Raw genomic sequence first — 25,052 nt, 5'->3', positions numbered from 1 at the left:
AAAACTGGCGTTAAAGGCACTGTCAGTAACAATGATCAATTCCCGAAAATTGTCCATAATTGACGTCCAACCACAATCAATGAAGAGAAGGAACAGACAAATTGCGTGTGCTTGTCGCTGACAAACAAGACCTATTTCGTTTCGGACTTATTTCTGTTCTGAAAGAAGTCAGTCCGCAACCGCTAACAATTGATGAAAGCAGCCGCTATAAAGAGCTGATGGAATTGCTGATGGCATTTTCATATGACTTGATTATCGTCAGTGTTGAAATTCTTCAGGGAGAGGGGTTCCAGTCGCTCAATTCTTTTCGGTCCGACTATCCGGAAACGACGGTTCTGGCCCTCACCAGCGACCCTTCCTATCAAGGAACAACAGACGCACGGCTTGCATCCTTTAACAAAATTATCGCAACCACGGCGTCCAAACAAACCTATGTTGATATTTTGAAACCTATTTTACACGGCCCAGCCCGAATAACGCAGAATGTAAAGCCACTGTCATTGAAAGAAAACGCGAACAGTTTTTTGAAAACGCAAGGGCTGACAAACCGTCAAGCGGATGTACTCAACCTGATTGCCGATGGCAAAAGAAATCGTGAAATCGCCCAAATTCTTGGCTTGTCAGAGGGAACCGTAAAAGTCCATGTTACGGCAATTTTTAAAGCGCTCGGTGTAAAAAACCGGACCCAAGCCATGTTGCTAGCGGGCCACGCATCTGAAAAGCCGTCCAAAAAATGAAACGCAACTGAGCCTAGACAAACGACAAGCTGCAGGCCAGAATAGCTTTGATATCAAAATCGGCGCACAAACAAATAACAAGAACGGCAGGGTATTTGATGACCATCACTATTGATTATTACGCGAGCCTTTCCTCCCCCTGGACCTATTTCGGGCATGATCGTTTTTGTGCTCTCGCGAAAAAACATGGCGCAACAGTCAATTTTTGTCCGGCTGAGTTTACCACAATTTTCAGTGCCACAGGCGGGCTTCCTCTGCCAAAGCGGTCACCGGAACGGCGGGCCTATCGATATCAGGAACTCAAACGGTGGCGAGAGGAACTGAATATGCCTCTTAATCTTGACCCTAAATTTTTTCCGGTTCCACATACAAAGGCCGCTCTTGTTTGTATGGCCTTGAAAGCAGAGGGCGGGAATGTCCTTGATCTTGCCAGCGCATATTTAAAGGCCGTCTGGGTGGAAGAGAAGGATATCACAGACGATGCAACCGTCATTCAGGTGGCCAATGATCAAGGCCTTGATGGACAGACCCTTTTCTCGGCTGGACAGTCTGCAGAGATTCAGTCTCAGTATGAACAACTGTCGCTGGACGCGATAAAGAAAGGGGTGTTCGGCGCTCCAAGTTACGTCATTGATGATGAAATATTTTGGGGGCAGGACAGGCTGGTCTTTGTTGAAAAAAAATTAGAGAAAGTCACCAAGCCATGAATTTGGACCCGCAGGCAAAATGGGTTCTGGATATCGCCGAGCAGATAGGCGCACCCCCGTTTGAAGAGATGACAGCAACCGAAGCCAAAGCCGCCTATGAAAAAAGGGCGGTCAAGCTGACGAAAAAAGACGTACCCACAGGAGGCATCACCGACCTTGCAATTGACGGCCCGAACGGCGCGATACCGATCCGCCTGTATACCCCTGTAGACGCCTCTGAGAAACTGCCGGTTCTGGTTTACTACCATGGTGGCGGATGGGTGGTTGGAAGCCCCGATACACATGATGCGCTTTGCCGAATAATAAGTAATCAGGGTCCCTTTATCGTTCTGTCCGTTGACTATCGGATGGGGCCAGAAGCGAAATTTCCTGCGGCCATAGAAGACGCCTATGCTGCCTACCAATGGACAATTGCCTCGATCAAAGACCATGGTGGCGACCCATCCCGCATTGCCGTTGGCGGCGACAGTGCTGGCGGCAACATAAGTGCCGTAATCAGTCTGCTTGCGCGGGATAATTCAATACAGAGCCCGACCGCACAATGGCTTATCTACCCTGCGACAAACATGGAAATGCAAACTGCTTCTCATCGGGATTTTGCTGACGGATATTTTCTGACAAATGCTCTTATGACCTGGTTTCAAAATCATTATTTACGGAGGGCTGACGATCGGAGCGACTGGCGTGCCTCCCCTTTAATAGCCGACTCACTTGCAAACCTTCCGCCCGCGCTTATTCAGACAGCCGGGTTTGACCCTTTGAAGGATGAAGGAAAGGCCTATGCCGACAGAATGAGCGCAGAAGGCAGTAAAGCGGCCTATACTGATTATCCCGGCATGATCCATGGTTTCATTAATCTTGGTGGTGCCATCGATACGGCTCAAGTCGCCATTGATGAAGGGGTAACGTATTTACAGCGGGCTTTTAAACGCTAAGGACACGCGCTCAGAATTTGGCAATTCATTCCGTTGGACCGGATTTAGTTTATGAGAGAAGAAGTTATTTTCCGTGAGGAAACCCATAAAGATGCCGCCACGATTACCGATATCATCAAAAGGGCCTTTGAAAAACACCCTCATAGTGATCAAAAAGAGCATCTTATCGTTCAAAGACTAAGAGATCAGTCTGCCTTGACCTTGTCGCTCGTTGCGGAAGTATCCGGAACGGTCGTTGGCCATATTGCATTTTCGCCAGTAACAATAAATGGTGATTCGCTGGATTGGGTCGGTCTTGGCCCAGTCTCCGTTGACCCGGATTATCAGAATATAGGCATTGGTTCTGGTCTTATAAAAAATGGACTGCGCCGCATCGAAGACTCAAAGGCCAATGGATGTGTTCTGTTGGGAGAACCTGGCTTCTACAGTCGTTTTGGGTTCACAACGTCGATCAAACTGACACTTCCCGATGTGCCCGCTGACTACTTCATGGTGCGTCCCTTTGGGCGTTGTGTACCCACTGGAACTGTAAGTTATCATTCAGCATTTTCCTAAGCGTCCTCCCGGCTTTACCGCAAAATTCCCCCGTGGTTACAATGAATACAGAACAAAAAGGGCTGCAGGATCTAACACCTGCAGCCCTTGATCAGGCTCTATTGATCAACAACTAGCGCCAGCCAACACGGTCAAAGATTTTAACAGCTTCGACCTGTTCAGCCGCGACTTTATCCAAACCAATCGCATCAGCCTTAAAGTTCCCCCAGCCCGCGACGGTTTTATCCAGCTTTACTCCTTGTTTGACTGGATATTCATAGTTGGACGATGCATAAAATTCCTGTGCTTTTGTATCAGACAAAAACTCAATCAACTTTATGGCTTCAGCCTTATTTTTTGCAGATTTCGTAACCGCAGCACCTGAAATATTCACATGCGCCCCCCGATCTTCCTGGTTAGGCCAGAACATGGCGACCTTTTTCACAGCGTCCAACTGAACCTTGTCCTTGGCATTCTGCATTTTGCCGTAATAATAAGTATTGCCGATTGCAACATCACACTCACCGGCAGCCGCGGCTTTAATCTGATCCCGGTCACCCCCTTGAGGCTTCCGTGCAAGATTTTCCTTGATGCCCGCGGCCCATTTTTCCGCTTCAGCCGATCCCTTATGGGCGATCATAGCCGCCAGCATGGACTGATTGTACACATTGCTGGAAGAGCGAACGCAAATACGGCCTTTCCATTTTGAATCCGCAAGATCTTCATAGGTTGAAAGTTCTGAAGGCTTAACCCGATCTGTTGCATAGTAAATGACACGGCTTCGAACTGTCAGGCCATACCAAACACCTGCAGGATCCCTGTATTGAGCTGGTATATTCTGTGCAAGCTTGTCAGAAGAAACCGACTGTAGAACACCAGCATCTTTATGCGCTTTCAGGCGGCTGATGTCTGTTGTCAGGATCGCATCTGCAGGACTGTTCATGCCTTCAGATTTCAACCGTTCCAACATTCCTTTTTTCGCAAAAACAACATTAACTTTAATGCCGGTTTCTTTCTCGAATTCATCCAGAATGGGTCGAATCAATTTTTCCTGGCGGTAGGAATACAGATTTACTTCCTTAGCATACGCAGTTGCAGAAGCCGTCAGACCGGCGACAGCAGCAGAAGCCGCAAGAAAATAGGCTGAAAGGCGCATTGGAGTTCCTTTAATTACTATTAAGAATTATTATCAATTACTAGCCCGTCTTAACATCTTCCCATTCCCAAAGCAACTGATTATGAGTATCGTTCGCAACTAAAGGCGTAAAAAAAAAGGGGACGGTGGTGCCACCCCCTTTTTTGTCTTTAGTAATCCGACGTGTTTACGCTGCCAGTACCTCTGTTACAGGCACATAGCTTTTTCCCAAATCGCGAGCGACAGCTTCATTGGTCAGTTTCCCGCAATGAACGTTGAGGCCTTCTGCAAGATAAGGGTTGTCTTTCAATGCCTGCTTATAACCTTTATTTGCCAACGCCAAGGTAAAAGGCATTGTTGCATTGTTAAGGGCGAAAGTGGACGTTCGGGCAACACCACCCGGCATATTAGCGACACAATAGTGAACAACACCGTCAACATTGAAGGTTGGTTCAAGATGGGTTGTTGCCCGCGATGTTTCAAAACATCCACCCTGATCGATCGCCACATCTACAACGACGGAACCGTTCTTCATTTTTTTCAAATGATCAGTATTAACCAGCTTGGGCGCCGCGGCTCCTGGAATTAGAACCGCACCGATCACAAGATCCGCCTGCGTTACATATTCATCAACTGTATCCACGCTGGAATAAATGGTTTTCAACTGCGGACCATACAGACCATCCAATTCACCAAGACGGGCCAATGAATTGTCCAGAACAGTCACATTTGCGCCCATTCCCATTGCCATTCTTGCCGCGTTGATCCCCACAACACCGCCGCCCAGAACAACAACATTAGCGGCAGGAACACCTGGAACGCCGCCCAGCAGAACTCCTTCTCCGCCTTGACGCATCTCAAGACAATGAGCACCCGCCTGAATGGACATACGGCCAGCAACTTCGCTCATCGGGGCCAGCAAAGGCAGGCCGCCGCGTGGGCTTGTCACCGTTTCATAGGCAATCGCCACGCAGCCCGATTTCAGAAGTGCTTCTGTTTGTTGCGGGTCTGGCGCCAGGTGCAGATAAGTAAATAACAACTGCCCTTCACGAAGCATGGCACATTCATTTGGCTGCGGCTCTTTCACTTTTACAATCATTTCAGCCTTAGCAAAGATCTCTTCCGCTGTTTCGACAATCTTGGCGCCAGCTTTTGAATAATCTTCATTGGTCAGGCCAATCTTTAACCCCCCATCCTTTTGAACCATTACCGCATGGCCCGATGACACAGCTTCACGCACCGCACCGGGGGTCATACCAATGCGGGATTCCAGAGTTTTAATCTCCGCGGGAACACCAATTAACATTTTACCATCTCCTGAAAATAAAGTTGAATTAGGCGATCTCGCTGAGAACGGTTCTGATTGTGTCAAAGATTTGATCGATATGCTCTTTTTCGATAATTAACGGAGGTGACAGGGCGATAATGTCACCGGTCGTGCGAATTAGAACGCCTTTTTCATAGCATTTCAAGAAAGCCTCAAATGCGCGCGCGGTTGGTTTCCCTTCAATTGGCTCTAATTCGATTGCACCGATCAGGCCCAAATTCCGAAGGTCAATCACATGAGGGCACCCTTTAAGAGAATGAACCGCATCTTCCCAATATTGTGCCAACCCGTTCGCCCGCTCAAACAATCCTTCTTCCTGATAACAGTCCAGCGCGGCAAGACCCGCAGCCGCTGCCACAGGATGACCGGAATAAGTATAGCCGTGGAACAGTTCGATCATATTATCAGGCGCATCCATGAAGGTGTCATAGATGGTTTTGGAGCAGGCGACCGCACCCATTGGAATAGTCCCGCCTGTCAGACCCTTGGCCATCGTGATTAAATCAGGTTGAACGCCGAAATAATCAGTCGCAAAAGCGGATCCCAAGCGACCGAAACCAGTAATCACTTCATCAAAAATAAGCAGTATACCGTGTTTATCACATATCTTGCGCAAGCGCTCCAGATAGCCTTTTGGTGGCATGATAACGCCGGTTGAACCCGCTACCGGCTCAACAATGACGGCCGCAATATTAGACGCGTCATGCAATGTAACCAGTTTTTCCAATTCATCAGCAAGTTCCGTTCCATATTCAGGCAAACCCCGTGTATAGGCGTTCTTTTCAGGAATATGGGTATGTGGGAGATGATCGGCTCCGGCCAGCAACGGTCCAAAGGTTTTGCGATTGGAAACGATACCACCAACGGTTATTCCGCCGAACCCAACACCATGATAGCCACGTTCGCGACCAATAAACCGTGTCCGCGTCCCTTCGCCGCGCGCCCGGTGATAGGCCAAAGCGATTTTCAGGGCCGTATCTACTGATTCAGATCCTGAATTCGTAAAAAAGATATGATCCAATCCGTTGGGCAACATTGCTGAAACGCGAGCAGCAAGTTCAAATACTTTTGGGTGCCCCATCTGAAAGGCTGGAGCATAGTCCATTTCAGCAATCTGTTTGCTGACCGCCTCGACAATACGGGGCTCTGCGTGACCTGCATTGCAGCACCAAAGGCCTGCAGTGCCGTCAAGCACCTGACCGCCTTCTGCATTCGTATAATGCATCCCTTTTGCGCTAACGAGCATACGGGGGTTGGATTTAAATTGCCGGTTGGCAGTGAACGGCATCCAGAAAGCATCCAGATTGTTTGGCACAGCGTTTGAACTAGACATTGCAGTCTCCCAGTTAAGTTATTGAAACGAACGGTATCAACTGCCTTAAACAGCACAAGAAAAAAATGAAAACCAAGAAAACAGCCACTTTCCGCTTTTCATCCTGATTTCCATGTTTAAAATAATAAACACTATTTAGAATCATGGAGCCTTTGGATGGATATTGATATCGGCGCACGGCTACGCTCCTTAAGAGCTCAATACGGCCTGTCACAGCGAGAACTGGCGAAACGTGCGGGCGTCACAAATGGTACGATTTCCATGATTGAACAAAACCGATCCAGTCCATCGGTTGGCTCATTGAAAAAGGTCCTCGATGGGTTCCCCATTCCAATGTCAGATTTCTTTGCCAGCGACTTTTCCTCTCGCCGGAAGATTTTTTACTCAAAAGATGAACTGACGCGGATTTCTGAAGGCAAAATCGAATATAAACAGGTTGGCCGAGACCTCACGGGAAAAGCACTGCAGGTTTTGCATGAAACCTATCCACCCGGTGCGGATACAGGACGCAACATGCTCAGCCATCAGGGCGAAGAAGCCGGCGTTATCATTAAGGGAAAACTGGAAATCACAGTCGGCGCAGAAAGAAAGGTCCTGAAGGCAGGGGATGCTTTTTATTTCGAAAGCCATCACCCTCATCGGTTCAAATGCATCGGTGACGAAGCCGCGATTGTGGTCAGCGCCTGTACACCGGCCAGCTTCTAAAGCGGGTTGCCAGCCCCAACCGCATCAGCAACCGATTTATAACCGTCGGCCCGTAAAAGCCCGGCAAGTCCCTCAGCCATTTTAACGGCCAGATACGGCCCCTCATACACCATCGCTGAATAGAACTGAACAAGGGAAGCACCGGCAAGAATACGCTCATACGCATCTTCTGCACTACTAATACCACCGACGCCCACCAACGGTATTTCCCCCGCGGTTGCAATACGCATATCCTTCAACAGATTGAGGGAAAGAGCCTTCAATGGTCTTCCGCTCAGTCCACCTACTTCTGTTCGTTGGTGATTGCGCAGATCATCCGGACGGGTGATCGTTGTATTGCTGATAATCAGGCCGTCCAATTTGGATTGCAGCGCAACCTCTGCAATATCCGATTTATCCTCATCCGTCAGATCCGGAGCAATTTTCAATAACAACGGGACAGGCTTACCCACGGGCGGGATATCCTGACGGGCCTGCATCAAGCGCCCCAAAAGATCTTCCAGTTCCCCCTTGCCCTGCAAGGCCCGAAGCCCCGGTGTGTTGGGGGATGAGATATTCACTGTCACATAATCAGCAAGAGGTGCCAACCGCTTCAACCCTGTCACGTAATCACCGATACGGTCTTCACTCTCTTTATTCGCCCCCAAATTGGCCCCGACGATACCGGCACGCCTTGGTGCTGCAAAATTGCTGGCCGCGACATCAAGTCCTTCATTGTTAAAACCCAGTCGATTGATGACCGCCTTATCTTCTCGCAACCGAAAAACGCGGGGCTTCGGGTTGCCAGGCTGAGGCTTCGGGGTCACGCTTCCTGCTTCGACAAAACCAAAGCCAAGCCCCAGCAAAGCATCCAGCACATCACCATTTTTGTCATATCCTGCCGACAGCCCGATCGGAGAGGGAAATGAAAGGCCAAAAACACTGGTTTGCAATACCGGATCGTGGGTCGAAGGAGCGCTTTTCAGCACTCCCATTTTCAGGCCCATGATAGATAGCTTGTGCGCTTTTTCTGCATCCAGTGTGAATAAAAGCGGCGACAAAACTGAGTAGAGGGACATTGGTCGTCCTTAGTAAACAGGAGGAAATTTGTGAAGACCGTCCGGGCCAAGTGGCAGGTCTTCCACTTTCATGACATCGGACATTTTTAAAGGACCATATAAATGGGGAAACAGGGCACCGCCTCGGGCCTCCTCCCATTTAAGTGCCATGCCCAACGCATCTGACTCGACTGTAATCAGCAACAGATTTGGTTCACCGGCTCTATGCTTGGCGGCGCTTTCCACCACTGTTTCTGCCGTCGAGAAGTGAATAAAACCGTCTTTTTTGTCATTTTCAGTTCCCAAATAGACGCCTGCATTTTGCGCAGCCTCCCATTCGTTGCTATCTGCCATATGATAAATTAAAGTCATGGTCATCCTGTCTGTTTGAAAGGTTGCCCAATCTAACCGATATTATCTCCTTTGAACAGGAAGGTCGCCGCTCATTTTGGTCAACGTTGCTGACTTTCCTTGCGTGGGACCTGTTATATCTGGTAAGGGACTCCTTATATCCCAATATTTTTCGAATAGGAATTTTGCATAATGGCAGGCGTATATTTCTACAACGGTGACTGGCACGACGAGAATCCACGTGTTCTTGGTCCTGCGGATCATGCTTTTTGGATGTCTTCTTCTGTGTTTGATGGGGCACGATCCTTTCAGGGTATGGCCCCAGATCTGGATCTGCATTGCGAGCGACTGGGCCGTTCAGCAGAGGCGCTTGGTATGAAACCAACTCTGGAAGCCGGGGAAGTCATTGAGCTTTGCAAAACTGCCATTCGCAAATTGCCAAAAGAATCAGAACTCTATATTCGCCCGATGTATTTCGCACGCGGTGGTTTTATTGATCCAGACCCGGATAGCGCAGAATTTATTCTTGCTGTTTATGATCAGCCGATGCCCGAATTCAGCGGTTTTTCAGCGCATTTTTCACCGTATCAACGGCCCGCAAGCAATATGGCGCCAACCAATGCAAAAGCCTCCTGCCTGTATCCAAATTCAGGACGGGCTGTGGCCCATGCCAGAAGTCTTGGTTTTGATAACGCCATTATGCTGGATGCAAACAACAATGTCGCAGAATTTGCAACGTCCAACATCTGGACGGTGAAAGACGGGGTTGCTTTTACACCCGCGCCCACGGGATGTTTCCTTGCTGGCATCACCCGCGCCCGCGTTAAGAAGCTGGCTGAAGCCGCGGATATTGAGGTCGTGGAAACCTATATGACACCAGACGATATTCGGTCTGCTGATGAAGTTTTCAATAGCGGCAATTTTGGCAAGGTCATGCCGGTCACCCGCATTGAAGACCGGGAATTGCAACCCGGCCCAGTCGCCGCCAAACTTCGTGACATGTATATGGACTTCTCGAAAGCCAGTCAGATTTTTTAATCACAAAAAAGGCCGCATTCCAGCGGCCTTTTCTTTAATCTCTTTCGCGCCTCACGCAGCGCCCAGATCTTCACCGGATAAAACCCGTTCAATCAGCGTAACCATTTCATCAACGCCATATAAGGAAATGAACGATCCCATACGCGGGCCCTGTGATTGGCCAAGCAGAGTTTCGTACAAAGCCTGAAACCAAGCCCGAAGATTTTCAAAACCGTTGTCTTTTCCAACCTGAAAAACCATATTCTGGATTTCAGAGCCTTCTGTGCCAGGTTCCAGTTTTTTCAATCCGTCGACCAGATCCTTCATCGCAGCCGCTTCCTGCTCATCAGGCAGGCGATACTTCTTAGCTGGCTTGACGAAATCCTTGTAATAAGAAACGGCATACCCCACCAGCTTATCCAGCGCCGGATTGTTTTCTGGTGTGGCCCCATCCGCATAACGGGTAATAAAGCCCCATAAAACGGAAGGATCATCCGCATTTACGACAGCCGCAAGATTTAGCAGGATGCCAAACGTGATTGGCATGGCTTCCTGCGGTGGTTTTCCACCATGAATATGCCAAACAGGGTTGGCATATTGTTGCTTGGCTTCCTGACCCGCAAATTTTTCAACAAACGTATAATATTCATCGACGGCTTTGGGAATGACGTCAAAATGCAGGCGTTTCGCCTTTTTTGGATTTTGATACATATAAAGAGCCAGGCTTTCAGGAGACGCATAGGTCAACCATTCTTCAATGGTAATCCCGTTCCCCTTGGACTTGGATATTTTCTTACCCTCTTGGTCGAGAAAGAGTTCATAGTTAAACCCTTCTGGTGGTTTTTTACCCAGAATACGGACAATTTTACTCGACAGCGTAACACTATCGATCAAGTCCTTGCCCGCCATTTCATAATCAACTTCCAAGGCATGCCAGCGCATGGCCCAATCGACTTTCCACTGCAATTTGCAATGACCACCTGTTACAGGAACCGTTACGGCGTCACCTGTTTCAGGGTCATTGTAAGTGACCGTTGCAGCCTCAACATCCCGTTCAATGATCGGAACCTGCAGGACTTTCCCAGTCCGCGGACAAATTGGCAGGAACGGTGAATAGGTCGCCCGGCGTTCAGGGCCGAGTGTCGGCAGAATGACATTGATAACATCGTCATACTTTTCCAGAACCAGCTTCAGGGTTTCATCAAATTCGCCGGATTTATAGCATTCAGTGGACGAGCGGAACTCATACTCAAAGCCAAACTGATCGAGAAAAGCTTGAAGCCGCGCATTATTATGTTCGCCAAAACTGTTATGGGTACCAAATGGATCCGGCACCTGTGTCAGAGGCTTATCAAGGGCATCCGTTAGCATCTCTTTGTTCGGCACATTGTCCGGTACTTTTCGCAAACCATCCATATCATCTGAAAAGGCGATCAGACGCGTTGGAATATCGGACAGAAGCGAGAAAGCATGACGCACCCAAGACGTACGCGCAACCTCTCCAAATGTCCCCAGATGGGGCAGCCCTGAAGGTCCGTAGCCAGTTTCAAACAGCACGTAGCCCTTCTTGGGTGCTTCCTTCGCATAACGGTCTGCAAGTTTCTTTGCCTCGACAAACGCCCAGGAGTTGCTAGACAGTGCGATTTCGGCATCCGATGACATTTTTTAATCTCCATATTTGTGGTCGGCGGAATTTAGGCGTACAAAGTCATAACGTCAACGTCCGCAAATGATTTTCAAGGCCTATATGTCAGAAACTGAACAACAGCAGGGAAATTCAGACAAAAAGCAAGAGATCAGGCTGCCCGATGTCCCGGTTCTGGTGTTATCCGGTGAAAAAACAGTTTGGCTGACCGCTGACGGGGAAATCGAGGAAGAATCGATTTCATCCGCACAAGCTCGAATTGAAGAATGTCCGCCTTTGTTAGTACACCGATTGGCGGTGGCCCGTCGGCTGGGCCTTAATCCATTTACCGCCTTTGATATTCTGGAACTATTCGCTTTTACCTTCCCAGCAAAGTTGGCCTTGCCAACCCCCAAGGGAATAGCAAAATCCCTAAAAATTCATACGGGCGATACGCTGGAGGAGCAAGCCCTTTCGTTATACGAAGCCGTGAATTTTCTCCTCAATCATCTGATGAAACTTGGGCCCGAGGCAAATAAACAGGCCTCTCGCATTGCGGCCACCATGGGCCGTGCGGGGTGGAACTGGGCCCCCTTCGTTCTTTCAGCCCTTGGGCAAACAGAGAACGCAGGGCCGTTAGGTGGGCTGGATGTCTGGAAACATGTTAAAGAATGGCCCGATTTTGCACCTGAACCGCCTCCCGACGATGTTTCAATTTCCGAACAGGAAGCCCGGGACCGCCTGAAAGAGTTATTACATAGCAGCGCCGAGCCGCGACCTCAGCAGGCGGATTTCAGTGCCGCAGCCTCCCACGCCTTCACTCCCCGAGATCAGGAAGATGCGCCTCATGTTGTTCTCGCCGAAGCGGGAACCGGAACCGGGAAAACCCTCGGCTATATTGCACCGGCCAGTGTCTGGGCGGAAAAAAATGGAGGGGCTGTCTGGCTTTCAACCTATACCAAAAACCTGCAACGGCAGATCGATGATGAATTGGACCGGCTCTATCCTGAACCCGATGTCAAAGCGGTTAAAGCCGTCGTTCGCAAGGGCCGGGAAAACTATCTTTGTCTCCTAAATTTTGAAGAAGCACTTCAAGGCGGGGCCGCACGCGGGCCAGACCTGATCATTCTTGGCATTGTTGCCCGCTGGGTTCTTGCAACGCGAGACGGCGATATGGGAGGTGATTTTCCCGGTTGGCTGCATGAACTTACCGGTGCAGGCCGCGTTATGAGACTTGCCGACCGACGCGGTGAATGTATTTATTCCGCCTGTCCCCATTACCGAAAATGTTTCATCGAGAAATCCACCCGCAAAGCCAGAAAGGCAGATATCGTTATCGCCAATCATGCGCTCGTGATGATTAACGCGGCCTCCAGGCCAGATGATCCGGGCCTGCCAAAACGATATGTCTTTGACGAAGGGCACCATCTTTTTGACGCGGCGGACAGTGCGTTCTCGGCCCATCTTACGGGGCTGGAAACAAGCGAGTTGCGTCGCTGGGTGGCCGGAAGTGACGGCGGCAGAAAAGGGCGGATGCGGGGTCTGGAAAAACGCATTTCCGACTTGCTGGGCGAAAGTGAAGCCGGACATGATGCCCTGCAATCAGCAATTCAGGCGGCCCGTCAACTTCCCTCAGACGGCTGGTTAAAACGTCTGAATGATGGCCTGCCTGCTGGCCCTGCCGAACAATTCCTTGTCTATGTCAAACAACAGGTCCTGGCCCGCTCCGGCCAGCCTGACAGCCCTTATTCTATCGAATGCAGCGCCGTTGAATTTGTCCCGGGACTGGATGAAACTGCCTTTGTTTTGGAAAAAGCCCTTGCCGGGTTATCCAAACCGCTCGCCGATCTGGCCAAGGCCCTGATCAAACGGCTGGATGAAGAAGCAGAAGATCTGGATACCGCAACCCGACTTCGTATCGAAGCCGCTGTGCAGGGTTTATCCCGCCGTACAAATACAATGATCAAACCCTGGCAGGCGATGCTATCGGACATAAACGAGCCCACGCCAGACATGTTTGTTGACTGGCTGTCGATTGAACGGATTGGCGGGCGTGACTTTGATATGGGATATTATCGCAGCTGGATCGACCCAACTGTGCCCTTTGCAACAACCCTGCTGAAGCCTTCTCACGGTGCCGTCATAACATCCGCCACATTGAAAGATTCCGCGGAAGCGGAAGAAGGGTGGCAAGCCGCAGATTTGAGAACGGGCGCACATCAACTGATCTTACCCCCCAAGCGAACAACCCATATGTCCCCCTTTGATTTCGGGGAACGAACCAAAATCATTGTGGTCACTGATGTCCGCCGGGACCACATGGCCGAAGTTGCCAGCGCCTATCGGGAATTGTTTCTTGCCGCCGGTGGCGGTGGATTAGGCCTTTTTACCGCCATATGGCGCCTGCGGGCGGTTCACGAAAAAATAGCCCCGGCACTGGCGAAAGCAGGCATTGACCTTTTTGCCCAACATCAGGACGCATTGGACACCTCAACCCTTGTTGATATTTTTCGCGAAGAAGAAAACTCCGTACTGCTGGGTACAGATGCGGTCCGCGACGGGGTGGATGTTCCCGGCAGATCGTTACGTCTATTGGTTTTTGACCGTGTTCCATGGCCACGATCCGATATCAAGCACAAAGCCAGACGGTCGGCTTTTGGGGGCAGCCGCTATGATGACATGCTAACCCGATTGAAGTTGAAACAGGCCTATGGCCGATTGCTTCGCCGCGAAACCGACTTTGGCGTGTTTGTGATGCTGGATAGCATGATGCCCAGCCGTTTGACCTCGGCCTTTCCACCGGGTGTTGAGATCGAACGCCTAGGATTAAAAGACGCAATTGGGCTAACGCGAAATTTTATTGCTCAAAAAGAAAATGAAATTAAAAATATTTCGTTGGATAAACAGGGATGATCCCCATATCCTGAAGAGACAAAATTATTACAAGGAGATACAGGTTCATGTCACTTACGCTTCACACCGCATTGATCTCAACAATGGTGATCGTTTCCGCGGCTGACGGAGACATGACAGACCGGGAATTTAATACGATCGGTGAAATTGTCAAAACGCTTCCGGTATTCTCTGAATATAATCAGGATCACCTGGTCGAGGATGCCCGCGCTTCCATGGACATGTTAAGTGGTGAAGGCGACCTGAACAGCATGGTGTCCAAAATCAAGGCTGTCTTGCCGAAGAAATTACATGACACAGCCTATGCTCTGGCCTGTGACATTGCTGTTTGTGATGGTCAGCTTAGCCAGGAAGAATTGCGCCTGCTGGAAATTCTCAGACATGGATTGAACGTTGACCGACTGACGGCCGCGGCTATTGAGCGTGGGGCTGCTATTCGCTTTGTCCGCCTGTAATACGGACCAACACCGGAAATAAGTGGTCACCTAACGGTGGCCATTTTTTTGCTGTTTCACCGGACAACGATCGATTGCTTTCTTTTTTCTTTTCTATAATATTTTTCTTTATAAGAAAAAACTCATGAGGAGGAAATGAATGGGAGTACTCGATGGAAAAATTGTCGGCTTTGTCGGCACTGATCATCTTGGAAAACCGTTAGCGAAACGGATCCGTACAGCTGGTGCTAAGACTTATGCCTTTCACAATATACCAGCCACCCGATATGATTTCGCACGGGAAGGCATTAATTTATGCGAGTCACCTGCAGAGGTTGCTGACAAAACCTCAGGCGGGGCAATCATACTGACACATTCTGATCAGAAACAATTATCCGCCATGATGGAAGGGGAAAATTCGTTTTTAGAACATCTCACATCAGGAACGCTTGTCATCGATATGGGTGCTGGCGATCCGGATGTATCCAAAGAATACAAGAAAGCCGCGCAGGAAAAAGGGGCCATCTGGATTAGTGCTCCTATTTCTGCTGACGAAAGCAAGGTTGCTAGCGGTGATTTGGAAATTCAGGCGTCCGCGTCTGACAATGAATATACTCTTGCCTTACCGATCTTGAACTGCCTTGGTAAATCCATCAGCCGGGTGGATAATTAAGGACCGCTTCACGTCACAACGGCCAGTTATATAAACTGCTTCACAGCATCAATAGCCGCGTCCCAATTTTCTATCTCGGTCCGGCCGGACGCTTTACGCGGCTTAAAGCTGTGATCCCCGTCTTCTGTCCAATAGACCTTAACGTTATCGGACAGATCATACCGTTCAACGGCGTCCCGATTTCCCATGCTATCGCGCTCGCCCTGAACAACAAGCGTTGGGCATTTCAGGGTCTTCAAATGTTCAATCCGTGGTTTATCCAGCTTACCGATGGCGTAAAAAGGGTAGCCCAGACAAACCAGGCCTGAAACGCCGCCCTCATCGGCGACCAACGACGCCATGCGTCCCCCCATTGACTTTCCGCCAATGAACAAGCGGTCTGCCCCCGCGAAATCTGCGATTAGCTGGCGCCAACAGGCCAAGAGAATATCCTGCTTGTTCGGCGGGCGCTTTTTCCCATTTTCCCGCCGCTCCTGCATATAGGGAAACTCGAACCGGATTACGTGAAGATCATCCCCCGCCAGTTTTTCAGCAAAATAGTCCATAAACGGGCTATCCATTGGGGCGCCCGCACCATGTGCCAGAATAAGTTTTGTTTTAGAATTCACGTTACCGTTTTCCAGATACATCCGTTACTCTTTTCACTGTAAAAATGGGATAACTTAATTTTGATCGTTTCACTCTTCAGAATTCCTATATAGAAGAAAGATCAACAGCAATAGAAGAAGTAAAATGTCTGATTTTATTTTACAGAACGAACCGACCATCCGCCTCGGTTTCTTCTTTGGCAGCCTTTTACTTGTTGGGGTGTGGGAATTTTTAAGTCCAACACGAAAACTCCGCGCCCCAAAACTGTGGCGGTGGACCCAGAATCTGGGGCTTACATTCTTTAATTCTCTGCTTTTACGTTTAGTGTTTCCAATTCTGGCGGTTAGCATGGCCCTTATCGCCCAGGAAAATGGCTGGGGACTATTGAATATGGTCTCTCTGCCCCTTTGGTTATCGGTTATTATCGCCATTATTGTTCAGGATTTAGTTATTTATGGACAACATGTGGCCTTCCACCATGTCCCTGTTCTTTGGCGCCTCCACAAGGTTCATCATGCCGATATAGACTATGATGTGACAACCGGAGCCCGTTTTCATCCTGTCGAAATCGCCCTTTCAATGGGAATTAAGTTAGGCGTCATTCTTCTTCTCGGACCCCCTGTGCTTAGCGTCATTCTGTTTGAAGTCATTCTCAGTTCCATGGCCATGTTCAACCATGCCAATGCCAGCTTGCCAAAACCGGTTGATGGAATTTTACGGCTGTTTGTTGTGACGCCAGATATGCATCGGGTGCACCATTCTATTCTGATCCCAGAATTGAACCGAAATTTTGGGTTCAATCTGGCGATCTGGGACAGGCTGTTCCGGACCTATCAAGCCGCCCCTCAAAAAGGACAGCAGGGGATGACAATCGGTTTGTCCAGCTATCAAAAAGCAGAACGCCAATCGTTTTTCTGGATGATTCTACTGCCGTTTCGCAAAGAAAAAGCTCAACTGGGCAACAAATCATCCTGAGTGATGACGAATTCCTCATAGTGGTGCCAGTGAGTTGTGAACTCTGACAAATGCTGCTGCACTTCTTCTCCCGCCACCGAAATTTTTTCGGCGATCAACAACAGGATATTCGCAATGTGATCCGCTCTCACCTCGCCCCCGAGAATCCCCATCAGGCGTAAGGCCTCTTTCACATCATTTACGTGCCCCAGGCTATCCTGCATTTTCACAAGAATATCATACCCCTGATGTCGCTTTTCCGCGGCAATCAAAGACGCAAAAAACCTCAGATGATAACGAGAGCGCTTTATAAATTTACGGACTTTATGCAGCTCCTGTGTGGACAGCTCCTCAATGGACGCACCTTGGCTAAGCATCTCCTGACGGCCATCCTCGATCACTTCAAGAGCAAATTCCCGTGCAGACGCGTTCAGAATTTTCTGGCCTGTCCGACCCAGTCGTTTTGACCAGTCTTCCTTTCGCCAGTTGTCAAAATTCTCCAGTTGCATCGCAAACCGGCCACCCCGAATTTCTACAGCGATAAGTTTGTATTCCTTTTCGCGCATAATGAGGGCATGATGGCGCAACTCTTCGTAGGCATCTTCCTGACCATCCAGCGGGCAATCTTCGCTCAAAATCCCTCGCAGAAACACATCCATGTCCCGCGCTTCGCCTAAAAGCCTGCCAAAATATTTGTATTCTCGGGAAAAATTTTTCAAAACTTCTGGATGAATGATTTGACGGAAAACCCGCATCGCGACCCTTGTGCGGCGCATCCCAATTCTGATCTGCATTAAAGAAGGTTCGTCTTCATAAGCCACAAAACGTTCAAAATTTGTCCTAAGATGAACGGAACATTCTTTAAAAATAAGCCGGGCGGCGGCTTCGACAGTGGTTGCATCGCGCAGATCCAGGGGCGGCAATTTATACGCGTCCTCCGGTCGATCATTGCCTGCATCTGCACGTTTTTCAGTGACCATTATTTACGACCTGTATTTATTCTTTTATGCTACAGCCAAAAAACAGGAGCTGCTTACCCACCATGACTGAGAATAAGATAGAACTGTCCGATTGGATCGGCAATCAGGAAAAGCGAACTGAAATCATTCATCAGCAGTCCCTTGATGGTTTTGCCGCTTTCATGGATCAGGAGACCCCAGCATCACCCTATGTTCCATCGGGCGGTCATTGGATGTATTTCCTGCCAACGGACAAGCAATCCAATCTGGCACGGGATGGGCATAGTTATAAGGGAGGTTTCCTGCCCCCGGTTGACCTTCCAAGACGGATGTGGGCCGGCGGAAGGCTTACCTTCAATCGCCCCATAAAGGCGGGAGATGTCATCGAGAAGGTTTCGACGGTCAAATCTATCGTTGAAAAGAACGGACGCACGGGCCGCCTGGTTTTTGTAACAGTGGAACATGAACTCAAAGGGGAAAACGGCCGCTATATCATGGAAGAACATGATATTGTTTATCGAGATGACCCACAGGTAAATGCTCCAAAGAAAAACCCCGAAAAAGCATCAACCGACTATGACTGGCATCAGACCATCGTTCCGGACCCGGTCATGTTATTCCGTTATTCTGCTTTAACTTTTAACGGGCACCGCATTCATTATGACCGAGAATATGTGACCGGTGTAGAGGGATATCCGGGTCTCATCGTCCACGGGCCATTGATCGGAACCTATTTGATGCAACTTGCATCCGACCATATGGAAGGGAAAAGCCTGAAAAACTTTGAATTCAGGAATTTCAATCCGATCTTTGACATTGCCCCCTTTAAGATTTGCGGAAAAAAAATCGACGACAGCCTGTGCAGTGTCTGGGCCATGGGTCCAGAGGGGGAACTGGCAGTTTCAGCAACGGCGCAATTTTAGAGAAAAGGGAGGCAACAAATTGCCTCCCCTAAAGACTTAGTTGGTTTTTTTCATGGATCCATGATCCATTTTCTTCATGCCACCATGGCCACCGTGACCCATGGAACCCGCTTTCTTGACAGAGACCAGAATATCCACGTCACCGGCTTTTTCAAATTTCAAGGTCACCGGAATTTCCTTTCCTTCTGCAAGCACCTCTGTCAGCCCCATAAACATGATATGATAGCTACCCGGCTTCATCTGAACGGTTTCACCGGCCTTGATCGCAATGCCCTCTTCCACCTGGATCATCTTCATCACACCGTCTGTCATTTTGGTCGTGTGAATTTCCGTCCGTTTTGCAATTTTGGATGTCGCGCCGATCAAACGGTCATCTTCCTTGCCCATATTGTGAAGCGTTACGAACGCGCCTGCAACCTTCGCAGATGCCGTGCGGGACCGGGCCCATCCGTCTTTTGCCATCATCATTCCATCTGCATAAGACGGAGTAGCGAACAAACCGGACATAAGAGTGACAGCAACAGCGGTTGCAATTCCAAATTTAAAGAATTTCATGATATTTCTTTCAACTAGAGTTGTTCTTTTATGTGAGTGGTGATTTCTTCCGGTGTTGTTCCATAACGAAATACTGTTGAAAGCTGGCCATCCGGGCCCATCAGATATGTGAAAGATGTGTGATCCACCAAGTAGTATTCCGGATCCCCATCTTCCTGCTTCTGACTATAGGCACGATACATTTTTTTCACTGTCTCGACCTGCGCTTCACTGCCTGTCAATCCGACAATCGCCGGATGAAAGGACTGAACAAACTCATCGACAACTTCGACTGTATCACGGGACGGATCAACAGTAATGAAGATGGGTGTTACCTGCTCTGCGTCGTCTCCAAGAGCTTCCATTACTTGAGCAAAGGTCTGCATTTCCGTCGGGCATACATCGGGACAGAAAGTATAACCGAAGAAAATCAGAGACATCTTCCCATGGAAGGTCTTGTCGGTAACAGTGTTACCTTTGTTATCGACGAGCTCAAACGCCCCGCCAATTTGCGGAGCCCCAGCAATAATGCCTGATCCCTGACTGGTACCACGGGATCCGGGAATAAGACCCGTGAAAAATAGGACGGCAATTGTAAAGCCTGCAACAACAAGAGCGGCGACTGAATAGGTAAAGATTTTGTTCATTTATTTCACCTTGAAACTGAACACCGGAAGAAACCGGAATATCTGTTAAGTAGAACGTCTTGCACTGAAGAAGACGGGATTAATCAGATCAAGGTGACAGGCGGTGCCCGTTGAGCTGGTCGCATCCACGGGGGGTCTTTATCCGATGTTTTTTGAGACAAAACCGCGAGGGATATACCGTTTCGAAAATCAAACGCAATTTGCTTATTGCTTGAAAGCATCGCAGCTTTCAACAGATTTAATGAATAAAACGGACAATCTGCACAGGCTCTGCAGTCAGAATTATCGGCCTCAAAATTCTCTACGCCCTCTCCTGCATCAACCCGAACCAATTGAATGCCCGAGGGCGTACACATTTCCACAAGCATTCCTGCCTGCGCCGAGTAAAGAAAACCATGCGTTACAGGAACCAGAAAATTCAGAAGAACAGACACGACAGCAAATGTCCCCAGAAGGCGATGCCCCCTGACGCCAAAGCGTATATTTCCTCTTTTCTGGTTTATGCCTAAAAACATGGCGGGACATTAGATCAACTCCAATACCCCGACAATACCAAACTCCCGCCTGCGACAATTTGCTCCCTGTTTCCTTAAAGTCAGAACAAACTGTAATACATCATAAAAGCTAATCCTGCCTATGCATCCAGCGTCTTCAAGAATGATTGACGACAAACAATTCTAAGGCTAGTGTGGGAATTTAGATGACGGTCGTAAAAAAGTGCTACAATAATGCGGCTGATAACAAAAATGCGTACGTTAAACTGGGCAAGGGCGGTCTTACAAAATTCATGAGTGTTTTTTTCGCAAAACGTTTTATGACACTTCTTGCGACTCTCGTTGGCGCATCAATTGTCATTTTTACTGTAATGGAAATTCTGCCCGGGGACCCCGCATTGGTTATCCTTGGGGTCGATGCTACCGATGAAGCAATCCTCGCACTGACCAAGGAGCTTGGGCTCGACCGTCCTGTAATGGAACGATATTTCGACTGGATTTTTGGGATTCTGCAAGGTGAACTGGGGAACAGCTACGCCTATCGGGTTCCGGTCTGGGAACTGGTAGAAGGGGCCCTTAAAATCACCGTTCCCTTGGCCATCCTGTCCATGAGTTTAAGTGTCGTCATTGCTTTGGTAATCGGCCTTTATGCGGCTGCCAACCACAATAAAGCCAGTGATATTTCCCTGATGGGTGTGAGCCAATTAGGAATTTCTGTCCCTAACTTCTGGCTTGCGGTTCTGCTTATTCTTTTCTTTGCGGTCAAACTGCGCTGGCTTCCACCGGGTGGTTTTCCGGGATGGGAAGAAGGCTTTTGGGCTTGCTTCAGGGCCTTGCTTCTGCCCGCGATTGCGCTCGCGACTGTTCAGGGCGCGATCCTTGCCCGAATTACCCGCTCTTCCGTCCTGGAAGTATTCCGTGAAGATTATGTCCGCACAGCCCGGGCAAAAGGCCTAAGCCAAAGAAAAACACTGTGGCTGCATGTGTTGCGCAACGCAATGATACCGGTCCTTACCGTCACCGGTCTTCAATTTGCCAATCTTCTTGCTGGAACCGTCGTCGTTGAGAATGTCTTCCACCTGCCCGGTCTGGGATCAACTGTCCTGAAAGCCATCAACAATCGCGATACAATTGTTGTTGAAAACGTTGTTCTGATGTTGGCTGGCATGGTTGTCGTCACGAATTTTGTCGTTGATATGTTATACGCGGTTATCGACCCAAGATTGAAAGCCCACGATATATGAGTAGTTCTGCCTCCCAGTCGTTTTTTAGCCGTTGCCTGCAAAGTCGCAGCTTTCTCGTCGGTGGATTGCTGACAGGGTTCTTATTGCTGTGCGCACTGGTTTCATTGTTTTGGACCCCCGGCGAAGTATATGACATTGTCATTTCTGACCGCTTCTTACCCCCTTCTGCTGACCACTGGCTCGGAACAGATCAATTTGGTCGGGATGTCATGTCGATGCTTATGACGGGCACTCAAAATTCGATCACAGTCGGTATTGTCGCCGTTTCGATTGGCTTGTTTGCTGGTGTTGGTTTTGGATTGCTGGCGTCAGCCAAGCGCGGCTGGACCGAAGAAATTATTATGCGAATGAGTGATTTCTCGTTCGCATTTCCGGCTATTTTGTCAGCCATCATGATCACCGCTATTCTGGGTCCAGGCGGGGTCAATTCAATCATCGCCATTGGTATCTACAATGTCCCGGTCTTCGCCCGCCTGACCCGCGGTACAGCCAATTCCATTTGGGCCCGCGAATATGTAATGGCCGCCCGCGCATCCGGTAAAGGCAAGTTCAGAATTACCATTGAGCATGTATTGCCGAACATTCTGTCTATCGTCATTGTTCAGGCAACCATTCAGTTCGCGATTGCGATCCTGGCAGAGGCTGCACTGTCCTATCTTGGCCTTGGCACACAGCCACCGCACCCTTCTTGGGGCCGTATGCTCAATGAAGCCCAGACCCTTATGTTCTTACAGCCAATGCAGGCTATCTATCCCGGGGCCGCCATCGCCATTGCCGTCTTTGGGCTGAACCTGTTGGGAGATGGCCTAAGAGATGTCCTTGATCCACGTCTAAGCAGGAAGCGTTAGTGATGAGTTTACTTGATGTTCGCAACCTGACCGTCATGCTGAATACTGCCTCAGGGCTGGCCCCTGCCGTTCGAAACCTGAACATTCACCTTGAAAAAGGGGAAACACTTGGGATCGTCGGTGAAAGCGGCTGTGGTAAATCCATGACAGCCCTCGCATTGATGGGGTTATTGCCGGAAAATGCAGTAACAACAGGCGAATTGCTGCTGAACGGGGAAAACCTGCTTCAGAAATCTGAAAAACAAATGTGCCATATCCGCGGAAACCAGATGGCGATGATTTTTCAGGAACCCATGACGTCCCTGAACCCGGTTCATACGGTTGGGCGCCAGATCATGGAGCCCTTAAGGCTGCATCGCGGTTTATCCAAAGCAGAAGCTTTTGAAGAAGCTTTGCGGCTTATGGATCGCGTCGGCATTCCAAACCCGTCAGAGCGGATCCACAACCATCCTCACCAGCTCTCTGGTGGTCAACGCCAACGGGTTATGATTGCTCTGGCCCTGTCCTGCTCCCCCGACATCCTGATTGCGGATGAGCCAACGACAGCGCTGGATGTGACCATTCAGGATCAAATCCTCGAACTTATACAGACCCTTGTGGCTGAAGAGGGGATGGCCCTAATCCTCATATCCCATGATCTAGGGGTTATTGCGGAAAATACGCAAAAAGTAATGGTTATGTACGGGGGAACGGTTGTTGAAAGCGGAACAACCGATAATATTTTTGACGAATTGACCCACCCCTATACTCAAGGACTATTTGCAGCCATGCCAAAAATCGGTATGGGGCGACAAAAACGATTAACAACCATTCCCGGCACGGTTCCAGACCTGATCAACCTTCCCAAAGGCTGCACATTTACCGATCGCTGCCCGATTGCATCCTCTGGCTGCGGTATGACTGTTCCGTCAGAAACAGATCTGGGCAGTGGTCATAAGGTCGTTTGTCACAACATGGAACAAGCTATTCAGGCCAGAACGACAGGACTGTATCAATGAGTAAAACTGTACTTGAGGTCACCGACCTGGTCCGCCATTACCCCCTACCAAAAGAAAGCCTGTTTGCCAAACCACGGTTTGTTTATGCCCTGAACGGCGTCAGCTTTCAGATAAAAGAAGGTAAAAGCTTTGGCATTGTGGGGGAAAGTGGCTGCGGCAAATCAACATTGGCGCGCAATGTTATGGCTCTGGAAGAAACCGATTCCGGATCGGTTAAAATTCTTGGAGATGAGGTTGTTGGAAAAAACTTCAACGAACTTCGACCAATGCGCCAACATTTTCAAATGGTGTTTCAGGACCCTTATGGATCGTTGGACCCGCATCACACGGTTGGCCGCATTGTCGCGGAACCACTGGCCGCCCTTGCACCGCTCAGTACTCAGGAAAAAAGCGACCGTGTAAAGGAAGTCTTGATGTCGGTTGGCCTGAAAGCCACCGATACAGAAAAATATCCCCATGAATTTTCCGGCGGACAACGCCAGCGTATTGCGATTGCACGTGCTCTTATTACGCGCCCTGCGTTGATCGTTGCGGATGAACCGGTCTCGGCGCTGGACGTTTCTGTTCAGGCACAGGTCCTGAACCTGCTGCGGGATCTTCAGGATAGTTTCGGCGTGACCTATATGTTCATCAGTCACGATCTGGCTGTTGTTGAATATCTATGTGACGAAGTTGCTGTCATGTATTTGGGATCAATTGTTGAAAAAGGTCGGACCGAAGACTTGTTTGCCCGTCCCGCACACCCTTACACACGGATCCTGCTGGACGCAGTGCCCAAACCAGCAGCCGGCAATAAAAGAAACCGTATCCGGCTTTCTGGAAATGTGACAGGTCAGACTGAAAGACGGATCGGCTGTTCTTTTCAGGATCGCTGCCCGATGGCAACAAATCGGTGCAAGGAAGAAGCACCCAAACTGCGGAAAGTGGAAAGCGACCATTTGGCCGCCTGCCATTTCTCCGATGATCTGCTCAATCAGGCTGGCTGATTAATCTTCTTTTTTCTTGAAATCCAACGCCGCCGAATTCAGGCAATATCGTTGCCCTGTTGGGGCAGGGCCATCCGGGAAAACGTGCCCCAGATGCGCATCGCATTTATTGCAAACAACTTCGGTCCGGCGCATAAAAAGGCTGCGATCTGGAACTTCCCCAACCATTTCGGGATTTAAAGGCTGCCAGAAACTGGGCCAACCGGTGCCGGAATCATATTTGGTTTCAGATGAAAACAGAGGCTCACCGCAGCAAAGGCACTCATAAATGCCAACTTCCTTGTTATCATGATAAATACCAGTAAAGGCGCGTTCTGTCCCCTTTTTACGAGCAACCTTAAATTGCTCTTTGGAGAGTTGTTCGCGCCATTCCGCATCACTTTTTACAATCTTGTCTACCATGGTATGACTTTCC

Annotated in this window: 27 protein-coding genes; 15 read left to right on the top strand and 12 right to left on the bottom strand. The window is 49.2% G+C overall.

Going from position 1 to position 25,052, the window contains the following annotated elements:
- Positions 1–107 precede the first annotated feature (107 nt).
- From OIR97_RS03450 to OIR97_RS03435, 4 genes are all read left to right on the top strand, one after another.
- Positions 108–737, top strand: a complete 630-nt coding sequence (locus tag OIR97_RS03450) for a response regulator transcription factor (RefSeq protein WP_267177838.1) — start codon at positions 108–110, stop codon at positions 735–737.
- Positions 738–835: 98 nt separating this feature from the next.
- A complete protein-coding gene (locus tag OIR97_RS03445; protein ID WP_169546279.1) occupies positions 836–1,444 on the top strand; it encodes a 2-hydroxychromene-2-carboxylate isomerase in 609 nt (202 codons plus the stop codon).
- Positions 1,441–2,379 (top strand): alpha/beta hydrolase, encoded by a 939-nt coding sequence (locus OIR97_RS03440; protein ID WP_169546278.1) that lies wholly within the window; start codon positions 1,441–1,443, stop codon positions 2,377–2,379. The genes OIR97_RS03445 and OIR97_RS03440 overlap by 4 nt, the downstream gene beginning before the upstream one ends.
- Positions 2,380–2,430: 51 nt before the next feature.
- Positions 2,431–2,934, top strand: a complete 504-nt coding sequence (locus tag OIR97_RS03435; RefSeq protein WP_169546277.1) for a GNAT family N-acetyltransferase — start codon at positions 2,431–2,433, stop codon at positions 2,932–2,934.
- 112 nt (positions 2,935–3,046) lie between these two features.
- On the opposite strand, the gene OIR97_RS03430 is transcribed toward OIR97_RS03435, so the two are convergent.
- From OIR97_RS03430 to OIR97_RS03420, 3 genes are all read right to left on the bottom strand, one after another.
- Positions 3,047–4,069: a Fe(3+) ABC transporter substrate-binding protein gene (locus OIR97_RS03430; RefSeq protein WP_169546276.1), complete on the bottom strand. Its 1,023-nt coding sequence runs from the start codon at positions 4,067–4,069 to the stop codon at positions 3,047–3,049.
- A gap of 166 nt (positions 4,070–4,235) precedes the next feature.
- On the bottom strand, positions 4,236–5,354 hold the full coding sequence (ald, locus tag OIR97_RS03425; protein WP_169546275.1) for an alanine dehydrogenase: 1,119 nt from the start codon (positions 5,352–5,354) through the stop codon (positions 4,236–4,238).
- A gap of 28 nt (positions 5,355–5,382) precedes the next feature.
- A complete protein-coding gene (locus OIR97_RS03420) occupies positions 5,383–6,708 on the bottom strand; it encodes an aspartate aminotransferase family protein (RefSeq protein WP_169546274.1) in 1,326 nt (441 codons plus the stop codon).
- 156 nt (positions 6,709–6,864) lie between these two features.
- Between OIR97_RS03420 and OIR97_RS03415 the strand changes: the two genes are divergently transcribed.
- Positions 6,865–7,413 (top strand): cupin domain-containing protein, encoded by a 549-nt coding sequence (locus OIR97_RS03415; protein WP_169546273.1) that lies wholly within the window; start codon positions 6,865–6,867, stop codon positions 7,411–7,413.
- Here OIR97_RS03415 and OIR97_RS03410 read toward each other — a convergent pair.
- Positions 7,410–8,471, bottom strand: a complete 1,062-nt coding sequence (locus OIR97_RS03410) for a quinone-dependent dihydroorotate dehydrogenase (RefSeq protein ID WP_169546272.1) — start codon at positions 8,469–8,471, stop codon at positions 7,410–7,412. The genes OIR97_RS03415 and OIR97_RS03410 overlap by 4 nt on opposite strands.
- 9 nt (positions 8,472–8,480) lie before the next feature.
- Positions 8,481–8,828, bottom strand: a complete 348-nt coding sequence (locus OIR97_RS03405; RefSeq protein ID WP_169546271.1) for a DUF952 domain-containing protein — start codon at positions 8,826–8,828, stop codon at positions 8,481–8,483.
- Positions 8,829–8,993: 165 nt separating this feature from the next.
- On the opposite strand from OIR97_RS03405, the gene OIR97_RS03400 reads away from it, so the two are divergent.
- A complete protein-coding gene (locus OIR97_RS03400; RefSeq protein ID WP_169546270.1) occupies positions 8,994–9,839 on the top strand; it encodes a branched-chain amino acid aminotransferase in 846 nt (281 codons plus the stop codon).
- A 51-nt stretch (positions 9,840–9,890) separates the two neighbouring features.
- Here the strand turns inward: OIR97_RS03400 and OIR97_RS03395 are convergent, their stop codons facing one another.
- Entirely contained in the window at positions 9,891–11,480 is a 1,590-nt protein-coding gene (locus OIR97_RS03395; RefSeq protein ID WP_169546269.1) for a lysine--tRNA ligase, read from the bottom strand.
- A gap of 85 nt (positions 11,481–11,565) precedes the next feature.
- Between OIR97_RS03395 and OIR97_RS03390 the strand changes: the two genes are divergently transcribed.
- From OIR97_RS03390 to OIR97_RS03380, 3 genes are all read left to right on the top strand, one after another.
- Positions 11,566–14,355 (top strand): ATP-dependent DNA helicase, encoded by a 2,790-nt coding sequence (locus OIR97_RS03390; RefSeq protein WP_169546268.1) that lies wholly within the window; start codon positions 11,566–11,568, stop codon positions 14,353–14,355.
- Positions 14,356–14,402: 47 nt separating this feature from the next.
- Complete coding sequence (locus tag OIR97_RS03385; protein ID WP_169546267.1) at positions 14,403–14,810, top strand: tellurite resistance TerB family protein; 408 nt, start codon at positions 14,403–14,405, stop codon at positions 14,808–14,810.
- 139 nt (positions 14,811–14,949) lie between these two features.
- The gene (locus OIR97_RS03380) at positions 14,950–15,462 is read left to right on the top strand and encodes an NAD(P)-binding domain-containing protein (protein WP_169546266.1); all 513 of its coding nucleotides are present in this window, start codon (positions 14,950–14,952) and stop codon (positions 15,460–15,462) included.
- 26 nt (positions 15,463–15,488) lie between these two features.
- Here the strand turns inward: OIR97_RS03380 and OIR97_RS03375 are convergent, their stop codons facing one another.
- A complete protein-coding gene (locus tag OIR97_RS03375) occupies positions 15,489–16,091 on the bottom strand; it encodes an alpha/beta family hydrolase (protein ID WP_169546265.1) in 603 nt (200 codons plus the stop codon).
- A gap of 103 nt (positions 16,092–16,194) precedes the next feature.
- On the opposite strand from OIR97_RS03375, the gene OIR97_RS03370 reads away from it, so the two are divergent.
- Positions 16,195–17,025 (top strand): sterol desaturase family protein, encoded by an 831-nt coding sequence (locus OIR97_RS03370; RefSeq protein WP_169546264.1) that lies wholly within the window; start codon positions 16,195–16,197, stop codon positions 17,023–17,025.
- On the opposite strand, the gene OIR97_RS03365 is transcribed toward OIR97_RS03370, so the two are convergent.
- Positions 17,001–17,984 carry a CHAD domain-containing protein gene (locus OIR97_RS03365; RefSeq protein ID WP_169546263.1) on the bottom strand — a complete coding sequence of 328 codons (984 nt, stop codon included), beginning with the start codon at positions 17,982–17,984 and terminating at the stop codon, positions 17,001–17,003. The two genes, OIR97_RS03370 and OIR97_RS03365, sit on opposite strands and share 25 nt — an antisense overlap.
- Positions 17,985–18,046: 62 nt before the next feature.
- Here OIR97_RS03365 and OIR97_RS03360 point away from each other — a divergent pair, with 62 nt between their 5' ends.
- Positions 18,047–18,886, top strand: coding sequence for an FAS1-like dehydratase domain-containing protein (locus OIR97_RS03360; protein WP_181017965.1), 840 nt, complete (start codon positions 18,047–18,049; stop codon positions 18,884–18,886).
- A 36-nt stretch (positions 18,887–18,922) separates the two neighbouring features.
- Here OIR97_RS03360 and OIR97_RS03355 read toward each other — a convergent pair whose 3' ends face one another.
- The 3 genes from OIR97_RS03355 to OIR97_RS03345 form a co-directional block, all read right to left on the bottom strand.
- Entirely contained in the window at positions 18,923–19,441 is a 519-nt protein-coding gene (locus OIR97_RS03355; RefSeq protein WP_169546262.1) for a copper chaperone PCu(A)C, read from the bottom strand.
- Positions 19,442–19,455: 14 nt separating this feature from the next.
- Positions 19,456–20,067: an SCO family protein gene (locus OIR97_RS03350; protein WP_169546261.1), complete on the bottom strand. Its 612-nt coding sequence runs from the start codon at positions 20,065–20,067 to the stop codon at positions 19,456–19,458.
- A gap of 83 nt (positions 20,068–20,150) precedes the next feature.
- Positions 20,151–20,501: a hypothetical protein gene (locus OIR97_RS03345; RefSeq protein ID WP_169546260.1), complete on the bottom strand. Its 351-nt coding sequence runs from the start codon at positions 20,499–20,501 to the stop codon at positions 20,151–20,153.
- A gap of 353 nt (positions 20,502–20,854) precedes the next feature.
- Between OIR97_RS03345 and OIR97_RS03340 the strand changes: the two genes are divergently transcribed.
- The 4 genes from OIR97_RS03340 to OIR97_RS03325 are packed head-to-tail and all read left to right on the top strand — an operon-like array spanning position 20,855 to position 24,637.
- Positions 20,855–21,805: an ABC transporter permease subunit gene (locus tag OIR97_RS03340; protein WP_169546351.1), complete on the top strand. Its 951-nt coding sequence runs from the start codon at positions 20,855–20,857 to the stop codon at positions 21,803–21,805.
- A complete protein-coding gene (locus OIR97_RS03335; RefSeq protein WP_169546259.1) occupies positions 21,802–22,653 on the top strand; it encodes an ABC transporter permease in 852 nt (283 codons plus the stop codon). Before OIR97_RS03340 ends, OIR97_RS03335 begins: the two co-directional genes overlap by 4 nt.
- Positions 22,654–22,655: 2 nt before the next feature.
- The gene (locus tag OIR97_RS03330; RefSeq protein ID WP_169546258.1) at positions 22,656–23,651 is read left to right on the top strand and encodes an ABC transporter ATP-binding protein; all 996 of its coding nucleotides are present in this window, start codon (positions 22,656–22,658) and stop codon (positions 23,649–23,651) included.
- Positions 23,648–24,637, top strand: a complete 990-nt coding sequence (locus tag OIR97_RS03325; protein ID WP_169546257.1) for an ABC transporter ATP-binding protein — start codon at positions 23,648–23,650, stop codon at positions 24,635–24,637. Before OIR97_RS03330 ends, OIR97_RS03325 begins: the two co-directional genes overlap by 4 nt.
- Here OIR97_RS03325 and msrB read toward each other — a convergent pair whose 3' ends face one another.
- Positions 24,638–25,039: a peptide-methionine (R)-S-oxide reductase MsrB gene (gene msrB / locus OIR97_RS03320; RefSeq protein ID WP_169546256.1), complete on the bottom strand. Its 402-nt coding sequence runs from the start codon at positions 25,037–25,039 to the stop codon at positions 24,638–24,640. It abuts the gene before it with no gap.
- Between the last annotated feature and the right edge of the window lie 13 nt (positions 25,040–25,052).

It is taken from the genome of Sneathiella aquimaris (assembly GCF_026409565.1).
In the GTDB taxonomy this organism is placed as follows: Bacteria; Pseudomonadota; Alphaproteobacteria; order Sneathiellales; family Sneathiellaceae; genus Sneathiella; species Sneathiella aquimaris.
Note: the sequence above shows the minus strand (reverse complement) of the source record. Positions and strands in the feature narration are given on the sequence as shown.